Here is an 11,106-nt window from a genome sequence, read left to right as displayed (position 1 = left end):
ATGATCGTTACTTCCTACCTTTCACTTATTTAACGAAATATAAATTACCCCTTCATTGCTGCTATTCCCGTAAAAAACGACAAGAAAGTTGTGTTTTCTTATGCTATTATTAAGAGTGTAGTACATACTACTCCAAAGGAATTTCTCTTCTTTTGGATTGGACTTTTAGCTTGTAGAACTTCCCCAAGTTTTGTGCACGCTAAGAGTCTTTTTTTTACGGTCCTGTTACGATGATAAATGTCGTAATTAGACTAACAACAGCTAATATACTCATTGTTTCCCCTCCCACCACATTAATTTATATTTCAAAATAAAAGCATATTGCTCTTATTCTTCTCTAAATTTTATCAGACTAAAAAATACACCTCTACAAAAAAATCTACTCTTTGTTAAATCAACAAATAAATAGCAATTTTTCTCATTAAATAAATTTATTTTGACAAAAAACAGGGTTTTTCATGTTAAAATAGCAAAAAAAGGAGGGGAACTGATGAATATTCAGGAAACATTAAAATACTTCAGAAAAAAATTGCAGTTTAGACAAAAAGATGTTCTTCAGGAAATGGATTCGTCTGTCTATTCCAGGATAGAAAGTGGTCATAGAGAACTAAAATTAACCGAATTGACTACATACCTTGACACTCTTTCTCTATTACCAGAAGAATTTTTCTCTCTTTCGCCTTTAAATGCCGAGCAGCAAGCCTTCAACTCTTTATTTTTTCACTGCTCAAAAGACATACGCAATTCAAAACTTAAAAAATCCATGCTTCAGTATTACAAAAATTTACAGAATAAAAGCGTAAAAACATTACGAGAAAAATCGAATTATCTCGTTATTCGGAACTATTTCGCTCAATTTTGGAAAGAGATTGATAAATTGACAACGGAAGAAGCAACTGAAGTATGCGAGCAGTTGCTTAAAAAATCCTATTATCAATATTACGATTACACGATCGTTATGAATCTTATCCGTTTCTTTGATAAAAAAAAGACGGATAAGCTCGTTCATAAAATGCTTTTGCAACAACAAAATCCCACAAAACAGATCCGGCAACGTTGCACACATATTTTATTAAATCTCATTACCATGCGCATTTATGAAAAAGATTTTGACGGCGCAAAAAAATATATCTATTTAGCCAAAAAGCAAGACCCTACAAAGATAAATCTGCATTTTCAAATTAACTTAAAATACCTGGAGAACCTTCTTACGTATCAACTTACAGGAAATTATGATTGTATGCAGCGAATCCAGGAATATATCCATTTGTTGAAAGATATCGGTGACTACTCTCTAGCGGAACAAATTGAAGCAGAGATCAAGTTGGTGGTTCACAATATTCTGGATCATACCAATCAAAGTAGTTTTCCAGTCACTGTTATTACAGAGACCTAGAGACTTTTTCTCTGGGTTTTCTTTTTTTGCCCCCGCCGCGCTACTAGAAAAATCCTCTAGAAAAAACATACTCAAGCTGTTATAAAACACCCACCAAAAAAGAAGCTGGTTTATTTTGTATCACTAGGGTAAGTATCAACAAAAACGAAATTGTTTTCACAGAATATTCAAACAATTAGCAAACTCTTACTCTACCAAGCATTTCCACGTTTCGCATCCTCTTGCATTAGTACCTGTAGTAGACAAGACTAGTGCATGAGGCAAAATACCACAGAAAATTGTTATTTAATTCTTATCACTGATCGGTTGATTCTTCGGCATAATTTGCGGAATTTCTCTCACACTAAAAATAGCGTTTAAAATCCATTTTAAGCGGTTTTAACATTCAATCGATGAAATAGGCGATTTCGACAACAAAAGCTCTTAAATCGTATTTTAGAAAGGTTTCAGCTCATTCCAACACTATAGGTCTATCCTATTTCAGAAAATAAACAAATTTCGATCAAAAATAATGTTCGTTTTCTTTTAAAGGGTTGTTAGGGCTTGCCCTGACCGCCTGTAAGGCGCCGAAACTAGAAAAACGATCAGAACCAAAGCAAACAGTTAAATCGTCTTAAACAATCGTTGAGAGCCTTACAAAGACCTTTTCAAACTCTTTGGTTTTAGCGAGGGAGCCAAAGGCGACCGCTGCAAGTAAAATGTGTGAGGGATACTCTCACATTCATTTTTATTGTTTTATTTTTAAGTCTTTACTATTCGCGAACCTGGTTGAGACAAAAAGAGAGCCTATTTGGGCGGGAGGTTTTTCCCTTGAACTGTTTATTAATTGTTTAAATAATGTTTAAATATATCTTTAGCGATTGTGTGAGCCTTACTCTAGCAAGGGATTAACCACTTTATAGACATCATTGTGCCACTTTATAAACATCATTATGCCACTTTATAAACATCATTATGCCACTTTATAAACATCATTATGCCACTTTATAAACATCATTATTTTTATTGATGTTTATAAAGTTTTCTTGTACACTTAAATATATCTAAATGAATAGAAGGTGTCCTATGAATGAAGTAGTAAAATATCATAATGATTTGAATACTGTCATAATGAGACGGTGGTCTTCTGAAGAGATGAACTTCTTCTTTGCTATCATTGCTAAATCAAGAGAAAAAGGCGGGAGATCTCTTTTATTCCATACTGATGATTTAAAAGATCTAACTAAATTTTCTGATAAGCACCAACAACGTTGGGAATTGACAATGAAAAATGTAGCAAAAAAAATTGCTCAGTTAACTTATTACGAAGAAACTGAACAAAAATTTGAAGTGATGACTCTATTTAAAAAGTTATCAGTTGATTTTGAAGAACGGTCAATTACAGTAGGTGTTTCCGAGGAATTTGAATATATATTGAATAAACTTCAGGCACAATTTACTGTTTATGAACTTGAAGAATTTACTCGAATTAAATCGACATATGCTAAAACAATGTACCGTTTATTAAAACAATGGCGAACTCAAGGGAAAAAAACTTTCACTATTAAAGAGTTTCGTTCTTTATTGGATGTTCCAGTCTCATTTAAAGCAAGCCATATAAAAGATCGCATCCTTAAACCGGTTAAACAGCAACTGTCACCGTATTTTATTGGATTCAAAATCAAAACGATAAAATCCAGAGAACGAGGAAATCCTGTCATAGCTTATGAGTTTACCTGGCAAGCTGAACAAACAGGAGAATGGAAAAATTTTGATAAGTTAGGGAAGAACAAAAAAAAGAAACCTATTCGTTCAGAATCTGTACCAGAAGATATTCTTGCTGCAGAAAGAGAAGACGAAGAAAGAAAGAAAAAACTTCAAGAAGAGTTTTTTCAAAAAGCGATGAAATTCCGTGATCTCTCTTTTGAAGTACAAGCTGAGTTGTTTTCTGAAGCTAGAGAAGTTGATACTTACCGAATGCCAAATGCTACACAATTTTTAGACACCTTAGCTACCCTTATGAATTTTGACTTAGAAAAATATTGGGATCAAGTTCTTAATGATGCCCAGTCTGAAGGTGAGAATATTGGCTGATAAAACTCTAAAAGAAATTGCTGATGAGCTCGGAATTTCTAAAGATAAGGTTCGCTACAGAGTGGGGAAATTACCACGGAATTTTACGTACCAAAAAAATGGAATTACATACCTTAGAAACAACGGATATAAAAAGATTTTAGAAGAATTAGGTGTGGAAATTTCCACACCTAATTCCGCGGCTTCACATACCCAAAATTTGACAGATTCAACTTTTAGTATTTTGAAAAAAGAACTTGAAGAAAAGAATACTCAACTGGCAAATAAAGATGAACAACTGGTTACCATGCAAAAGCTACTCGATCAGCAACAACAACTCACTCTTCAGTTGAACAAAAGAATCGAGCAGTTGGAAGCTCAACTACAAATTGGACCTGAAGCTCCTGAAGAGAAACAACCCTCAGCTGAAGAACAAGCAGATCCTGATCCAGTACCGGACAAAAAGTGGTGGCATTTTCTCCGGAGAGATTCCTGATTTTTGGTTTGATCAATGGAAAGCCGCTACACGTAAAAATTCCACCTTTTCAAAAGGTGGGTATAAATGGGCACTATAAATTTTAGTGATCATGTTATGTTAGTAGAACAAGTACGCTCTTTTGACGCACTTCATATGTTCCAACTATGGACTTTATACGGTCGCAACTATGTTCCTAACCTACTTTTTATGTACCCACCAAAATCACCTAGCACTGCTAGGATACCCACGCATTTGGGTACAGATTTCCCTTATGCTCTTTCTAAATTTTTAAATAATCTTTCAGATCATTCAAAATTTAGAACAGTTTATTCGCTTGATATCCTTATTACTAATGATGTGCAACTATAAGTTGACACATTGCAAACAGAACGGTGCTTTCTTTTCTATCTCTTTTTTTGTACGGTTGAATTACAAAAAAGGAGTGATCAATATGAAAAAGGCATTAATCTTGGGAGCAGTAATATTCTGGGGTATTGTTGGTAAGGGATCCCCTAGTCACGCTGAAAAGAATCAAGAGTCCGTTACCTATTCATTATCCGATACTACAAAACAAACTTCTAGCATTGTTACAGAAGAGAGCGAGGAACTAATTATCACTATAGAAAAAGAACCTTCTCTTTCTCGAGCATTAGGAAATGGTATATATACCGTTTCAACAGAACGAAGGGGTTCTTGGAAAGCCCGTTATCAGGTAATTGTAAAAAACAACTCAATTACTGCCACAAAGAACGCAAGTGCTACCGCTATTTCTGGTTCATTTACTAGTAAATCTTTACGAATCGACAATTCAAAACAAGCGACTTACTATCTAAAGCGAAAAGTAGGAACGTCTACAGCTAATATTAATCTTCGAGCAAAAATAAATGGTTCTAAACTCAAAGTTTCCGTTTCAACTTAAGAATCAGGTGTATAGTTTACCTCAATTCTTTGATTCCATAATAGATAGTCGCCAACCATAATAAATGTGAAATACAAATTAATTAAAATGCAACACACACTTACAATGTTAATTAGCATGTAAAATGTGTTGCTTTTTTTATTCCGTTTTATAATAATAGGTGCCAGAAATAGACCTAGCGGTGCTGCTACAGACAAACCAATAACAGCAATTAATAAAAGTAACCCCTCGTCTTTATCACCAATTCCCTGGTTATGAATCCAATCTAGTTTTCTGCGATGATCGTTTATCGTTTGGTTATTTTCTTCAATTTTTTTCTTTAAGACTTCGTTTTCTTGAACAAGTTCGTCAATGGAAACTTCATAAATTTTACTAAGTAATACTAAATTATCAATATCTGGATAGCCTTTTCCCGTCTCCCATTTTGAAACAGATTGACGGGAAACATTCAATTGATCTGCAACAGCTGATTGTGAAAGACCTTTATTTTCTCTATGTACACGTAATCGATCAGCTAAAACCATTTGTATTCCCCCTTTTAAATTTTTATACTTAATCATACGACATTTTGAATGGAAAAACTATCAGTTATTGGTTTTCATAGCAGCAACTTACGGTTGCAATTAGTGGAGCAACTATAAGTTGTCACAATGTAAACCAATAGGTGCTTACTAAAATAACCTTCCCATGCAATGATAATGGTATATTAAAAAGAAAGAAGGTTTTATTTTATGAAAAAGATTTTGTTTGGAACTACTTTATTAACATTTTTACTATTAGGCGTGGGCGGTAAAACAAGTCTTGTATTAGCAAATGATGAACTTGTAGACAACACTATTGACACAACAGCTATACAAATTGATGAAAAACAACCCGAAGTATTCCAAGATGATTTTAAAAATGAACAAGAATTAAATAGTTATGTGACTAGTCTTTTACAAGATCCTAATGTAGAAGGTGTTTCTGTTGTTGACAAAGGTTTAAAAAGCAATCTTGCAAGATCCAATTGGCCTGACTATCAATGGAGACCAATTGGAAAAGGACGATATCTAGCACCATGGGGATATAATGCAAATACGTACGGTTCTATCATAAACTCAGTTGCTGGAGATCCTGGCACTACAATTGGATTGAATTACTCCAGATCTGTATCTGCATCTGTTAACAGTACTTTGGGAGTCGAGGCAGGACCACTTAACTTAGCAGTTGGTTTTAACGTTTCCGGGAGTTATAAAGTTAGCTTTACAGGTAGCTACAAAGTGGAAAATACTGTTAATGGAAGAAAAGTTAAAAGGCTAACTTTGACTGCTAGACCTGTTTATATGAATAAAAAGTTCGTGCTGAAAAGAATAGATGGAGTAAAAGTAAATTCAGTAGCCAAAAAACCTGTGGGTATCTACTATGCAAAATCTTACACGTTTTAATTAATGGAACAACTTAATAGTCTATTCAATAACAAATCCCCGAAATATAAATAAATTATATTTAAAAAACGCAAGAAACAGAAACCTTAATCTAATAAGGTTTCTGTTTTAATTTAGAGGTAGACCAATTGATTTTTGTATTTTGGGTTGGTGGAAGTGTTGGTATTCCTGGAACTTGGTATAATAGCTTATTATGTTAACTAAGTGATTAAATAACGTGTACTACTTACAATTTATATGCTAAAAATCATTTAAATATTCTACAATTTCATTGTTTTGAACCAATATTTCGGATCTTTTTTTATCAATATTATCTAATCGTTTATCTATATTTTTTGTGATTTCAGATTGTCTATCTAAAGATATATTTGGTACTTTTAACTGCAACAAATGTGTTGAACTAAAGTTGTCTCTAACAGATCCCGAAGCCAAAACTTGAATTTGGTATTTCATAAAAGGCGTTTTTAATAGTTGAACTAAATATTTACTATTTATATTTTCAGTTCGTATAACAATATACGCTGGACTAGTGACTAAATTCTTTTCTCTTATGTTAATTCGTATAACAGATCCTGTATTTATTCTATATGGATTAAATACTACATCATCATATTTTACAATTTGAACTCTTGATTTAACTGAGAGGATTTCGTCTATGTTCTTTTCTTCCACTTCCTCTACACTACCACGAATATTTTTTGTAACAGAAACATATTTATAAATTTCTTCAATATTTTCCTCTAGTTGTTCATCTGATAGCTTTTCTTTTATTATACTGCTCTCAGTTAATGGTATATCGATAAAATTATCTAATATTGATTTTGCTTCTTTATAGAAAAAATGGTACGTTGGATCTATTCTAGAAGGTACCTCAACAAATTCTTTATTTATGAATTTTAGCATTGACTTTTTCCAATTTTGATTTTTTTCATCATCTCCAAATTCAATCTCTGCAAATTCCTTAGGATCTGCAGTTATATCTTGAAGATCATTTTGTAATAGTTTTTTGGAAAGAATTTTTAAATCGCTCTCACTATAACCTGTTCCAATCAACTTTCCAGAAGGTTCATACCCTATCTGATTAACTGATGCAAATTTTATATTGAGAGGATGATCTGGAGATATCCAAGTCTTTTTATCAGAAAAAATGATTTCCTTCTGCTTATCTTCATTATTTTTGTAAGCTATAAGAATAACAGTATTGATAGTGTCTACACCTGACATTACAAATGCATGCTTAGGTAGCCTTATTACACTATCAATAGTAAAATGACTCAAAATGAAATCACGAGTTTTTGAAGTAGAATTACTAAATATACCTTCAGGTAAAATAATCAATAATTTACCTTCAGGTTTTAATAGTTTCCAGGCTTTTTCTACAAATAGATTTTCTGTCTTTTCAGAAGTATACTTTTGTTCGCCATGTTTATTTTTTTGTAACGACGACAATGTATATGTTGATAATATTTCTTGATCCTCTTCAGTAGAACCAAACGGCGGATTCGCTAAGATAACATCTACCCCTGATCCTGAAATATTTTTATCATATTCTTTAGCCAAGTAAGGTTTTCCATCTACATCTTTTTTTGCTAGCCCATTTCCGTGTTGTATCTGTTTTCCATCTCCCCATAGCAACATATTCATTTTGGCAGTTCTGACAGCTCGTGGTTCTGCATCAATTCCAAATATTTGTTCCTTCGCTTCCTCCATCAATTGATTACGAGATTTATTTAAACTATCTAATACTAATTGAGGCATTTCTTGAATCATTTTTTTCTTATCATCAAATGCTTTGATTAGAAAACCACCTGAACCTGAAGCAAAATCCAATACTTTATCCTTGAAAGAAATATTTGCTAACTCAACCATGAAGTCTACAATAGGACGAGGTGTAAAAAATTGACCTAACCCTTTCCCTCTCAGTTGACTTGGTAAAAACTCTTCAAATGCTCGACCTTTAATATCCGTTAATGAATCTTTAACATTAAATTCGTCATTTAATATTTTTAATACAGATATCAAAGCTTTCGGGGATAATTTGATACGTTCATTATTCATAAAGATACCAGGATAATATTGTTGCACTTTATCTTGAAACCATTTATCGACAAATGAAGTTTGATAGTGATTAGTATTTAACAATTCTATTTTTTCTATAGTCAACTGCTCTTCTGGATCCAGTCGATCATTAATAATCTTTACAAATAACACTTTACTGAATTCATCAAATGAAGCTGACGGATCTAATTTATCAATAGATCTTATTTTAGTATGAATGCTTCTAAAAGTCCTACGATAATTTATCACTTGTGGTTTATCTATAATTTTTTTATTTTCTTCCTTCTTTAGTTCGCTTGAGTCAGCATTTTCTATTTTCTTGAGTAAGGATATTAAGCTTTTATAGTGCTCATGCTCTAGTTCTTTTATTGTTTTATCTAAAAATACAGACTTTTTATTGCCTTCCTGATAGATACGAATAATCAATCTGTTAGCATTTGTTAAAATTGAAATGGGCGTTTCTAAATTGAATGCATAAGAATCAATCTGTCCAAAATAGGATTCTAAATTCTGATCCGGAGCTTTGGCATCCATCACAATGAAATTATCTCCATTCTTATTTTTTACAAGAACATCAGCTTCTTTGGTTTGTACCTGGTGTCCTGATTGAAACTTTACAGGAACATGAAAAGAAAGCCTATCTTCTGAAATTTTAAGAATCTCTTTGAGTAAAACCCCATAAATATACTTTGTTTCAACATCGGCTTCAGTATTGTAATTTGTCATATTATCCTCATTTCATAATTAAAATATATACTTAGAAAGTTAGTACTACATTTATATTTTCTTTCAGAAAATCACCTTCCCACTTAGCTTGTAGGAAGGCGAGGTGTATTTATGTTGAACTTATTATCCAACAGAATTGTACCATGTTAAAAATGGTTAATCAATTTAAGCATATTTCTATAAGCGTTTCCAATATCTAGTTCAATCAATAGTTTGGTGAGAACATGACAAAACCTGTCTACTCAATCACTTATTTATGCTATACTTTCAATGCTGTCTTCCTTTGCGCTGAAATCTTCAGCAAGAAAGGAGGTCTTTCAGTTGATTTTTCTACTTGACGTCTTACTTGGAATCCTGGTTAATGTGATTGCCCATTGCATTAATAAATGGCTAGATTCTAAGGACAAAAAAGACAGCTAGCCTCACGTTTATTGTTTGAAGTGGTGAAGCAATACTCGATAAAAGAAAAGAGTCAGCTCGGTTGCCCCCGGCTGGCTCTTTTTGGTCTTTCAGTTGGGTTTTCTACTTGTGTGTTTAGTATAGCATAAACTTCTTTTTTCGACAATTTCATTGCTGAAGAACCGATCATCGATCGATACTTTTTTAAATTTTTTCTTAGCACTCACTTATTCGTTCCTGATTTTTGTAAGAGCATAAGGGGTTGTGTCGGGAGACAGGCTCCCGTCCCTTGCAGTGCAAGGAAACCTCGTGGTGACAAACTTATGTGAATTCGCCCCATTGAACCCCTAGTTTCGCCCCAAATTCGCCCGAGATTCACCCCAACCGACCCCCAATAGGGCGTAACTTGACCCCGACCCATTCGCCCTAAATGACCCCCAACTATTTTCTTCAGTTCCTCAAAAATAGTGATATACATTTTTCAGCTGAAGGGATTTCTATTTCTTCTCATGTTTGGTTTTGCTCATGAGATCTAAAATGAAAATCGATGTTGCAGAAAAAAAGTGATTTTTCAATTCTGACCCGTTTCATTTTTTCAGTTTTCGGATCTGATCCAAAACAGAAAAAGATCAAAAATGACGTCGTTCATTTTTATACATTTCGCAAAGTGGATATACACTTGCTATGCTTGCCACAGATAAAAAGAGAAATTGTTTCTCACTCTGGCAAGCATAGCAAGGTGTCCCCACCTTACGTAAAAAATGAAAAAAGCAGCCATATTAAAATCTTCGATTTTGCTCATTTCATTTTTTAGTTTTCAGGGAATTTCCCCAAGCCTCATTTTTTAAAATCGTCATTTTCTAGATGACGCTTTTTCATTTTTCGTCCGCTGCGTTTTTTGAAAATAAATTTTTTTGAGAACCAACAAGTACATAACAATTTAAAAAGAGTTCTCTTGAACATTTCAAAAAATGAAAAAAGTTCAACCTAAATTTCGCAACATGATATCATGTTGCTCCGCTTGCAAGAAGAAAAATATGACGATCTGATTTCTAAATAACTGACTACTATCTGAAGAAAAAGAGAAAATTTTATCTCGTAAAATCACTCAAATACACATGCACCAAATCTGTAAAAACAAGCAGTTTTATGGTACCAAAAAAAATCCCGACAGTGTCGGGTTGGGTTCGCTTTTGGACCCATTTTTACCTTATGCTCTTGCAATAAACGTTTTTTAAACCCACGTTTGACTGTTGATCCCTTTGAAAATAGAAAAAGTCTAAACCAAATTTTGCTGAACTCAATTTGAAATTTTGTAACATGGGGACATGTTACTAGGCTCGCAAAAGAAACTATCTTTATTCGAGCCTAGCGACAAGAAAAAACGAAACCTATTTTTTCACCAGGCGCCCAAAACCGATGCTTGCCTTTTTTGATTCCTTGTACTTTCTATTCTTCTAAAAAAATTTCTGTTACTTCCTGATCTAAAATTTTTGCTAACAAAGAAGCTAAGGCAAAAGACGGTTCATACTTATTTTCTTCGATCCGTTGAATCGTTTGAACGGATACGTTTGTTTGACGTGCTAGTTCATTTCGATCGATCTTTTTTTCTTTTCTTTTTTCTTCTAGACAATTCATTTTTTTGATTTTTCCC

Annotated in this window: 9 protein-coding genes; 6 read left to right on the top strand and 3 right to left on the bottom strand. The window is 33.2% G+C overall.

Annotated elements, in window-relative coordinates:
* The first annotated feature begins 490 nt into the window (after window positions 1-490).
* The 5 genes from IGI43_RS16610 (at window position 491) to IGI43_RS16590 (ending at window position 4,845) form a co-directional block, all read left to right on the top strand.
* Window positions 491-1,396 (top strand): helix-turn-helix domain-containing protein, encoded by a 906-nt coding sequence (locus IGI43_RS16610; RefSeq protein ID WP_438758988.1) that lies wholly within the window; start codon window positions 491-493, stop codon window positions 1,394-1,396.
* Between the two features lie 1,065 nt (window positions 1,397-2,461).
* Window positions 2,462-3,469, top strand: coding sequence for a replication initiation protein (locus tag IGI43_RS16605; protein ID WP_438758986.1), 1,008 nt, complete (start codon window positions 2,462-2,464; stop codon window positions 3,467-3,469).
* Window positions 3,462-3,944, top strand: a complete 483-nt coding sequence (locus IGI43_RS16600) for a DUF536 domain-containing protein (protein ID WP_438758985.1) — start codon at window positions 3,462-3,464, stop codon at window positions 3,942-3,944. Before IGI43_RS16605 ends, IGI43_RS16600 begins: the two co-directional genes overlap by 8 nt.
* Before the next feature lie 66 nt (window positions 3,945-4,010).
* Entirely contained in the window at window positions 4,011-4,295 is a 285-nt protein-coding gene (locus IGI43_RS16595; protein WP_438758984.1) for a hypothetical protein, read from the top strand.
* Window positions 4,296-4,377: 82 nt separating this feature from the next.
* On the top strand, window positions 4,378-4,845 hold the full coding sequence (locus tag IGI43_RS16590) for a DUF5626 family protein (protein ID WP_438758983.1): 468 nt from the start codon (window positions 4,378-4,380) through the stop codon (window positions 4,843-4,845).
* On the opposite strand, the gene IGI43_RS16585 is transcribed toward IGI43_RS16590, so the two are convergent.
* Window positions 4,842-5,369: a helix-turn-helix domain-containing protein gene (locus tag IGI43_RS16585; protein WP_438758982.1), complete on the bottom strand. Its 528-nt coding sequence runs from the start codon at window positions 5,367-5,369 to the stop codon at window positions 4,842-4,844. The genes IGI43_RS16590 and IGI43_RS16585 overlap by 4 nt on opposite strands.
* A 207-nt stretch (window positions 5,370-5,576) precedes the next feature.
* Here IGI43_RS16585 and IGI43_RS16580 point away from each other — a divergent pair, with 207 nt between their 5' ends.
* On the top strand, window positions 5,577-6,269 hold the full coding sequence (locus IGI43_RS16580; RefSeq protein WP_438758981.1) for a hypothetical protein: 693 nt from the start codon (window positions 5,577-5,579) through the stop codon (window positions 6,267-6,269).
* Window positions 6,270-6,509: 240 nt separating this feature from the next.
* Here IGI43_RS16580 and IGI43_RS16575 read toward each other — a convergent pair whose 3' ends face one another.
* Window positions 6,510-9,053, bottom strand: a complete 2,544-nt coding sequence (locus IGI43_RS16575; protein ID WP_438758980.1) for an N-6 DNA methylase — start codon at window positions 9,051-9,053, stop codon at window positions 6,510-6,512.
* Window positions 9,054-10,901: 1,848 nt separating this feature from the next.
* On the bottom strand, window positions 10,902-11,106 hold a 205-nt coding region (locus IGI43_RS16570; protein ID WP_438758979.1), incomplete at its 5' end, for a helix-turn-helix transcriptional regulator.

The sequence above is a fragment of the Enterococcus sp. AZ126 genome (assembly GCF_051714545.1).
Classification (GTDB): Bacteria; Bacillota; Bacilli; order Lactobacillales; family Enterococcaceae; genus Enterococcus_L.
Note: the sequence above shows the minus strand (reverse complement) of the source record. Positions and strands in the feature narration are given on the sequence as shown.

What these genes read in the sequence shown, in the direction of transcription:
- IGI43_RS16580 (WP_438758981.1), top strand. Translation starts at nt 5,577, where the DNA reads ATGAAAAAGATTTTGTTTGGAACTACTTTATTAACATTTTTACTATTA.
- IGI43_RS16605 (WP_438758986.1), top strand. Translation starts at nt 2,462, where the DNA reads ATGAATGAAGTAGTAAAATATCATAATGATTTGAATACTGTCATAATG.
- IGI43_RS16575 (WP_438758980.1), bottom strand. Translation starts at nt 9,053, where the DNA reads ATGACAAATTACAATACTGAAGCCGATGTTGAAACAAAGTATATTTAT.
- IGI43_RS16585 (WP_438758982.1), bottom strand. Translation starts at nt 5,369, where the DNA reads ATGGTTTTAGCTGATCGATTACGTGTACATAGAGAAAATAAAGGTCTT.
- IGI43_RS16610 (WP_438758988.1), top strand. Translation starts at nt 491, where the DNA reads ATGAATATTCAGGAAACATTAAAATACTTCAGAAAAAAATTGCAGTTT.
- IGI43_RS16595 (WP_438758984.1), top strand. Translation starts at nt 4,011, where the DNA reads ATGGGCACTATAAATTTTAGTGATCATGTTATGTTAGTAGAACAAGTA.
- IGI43_RS16590 (WP_438758983.1), top strand. Translation starts at nt 4,378, where the DNA reads ATGAAAAAGGCATTAATCTTGGGAGCAGTAATATTCTGGGGTATTGTT.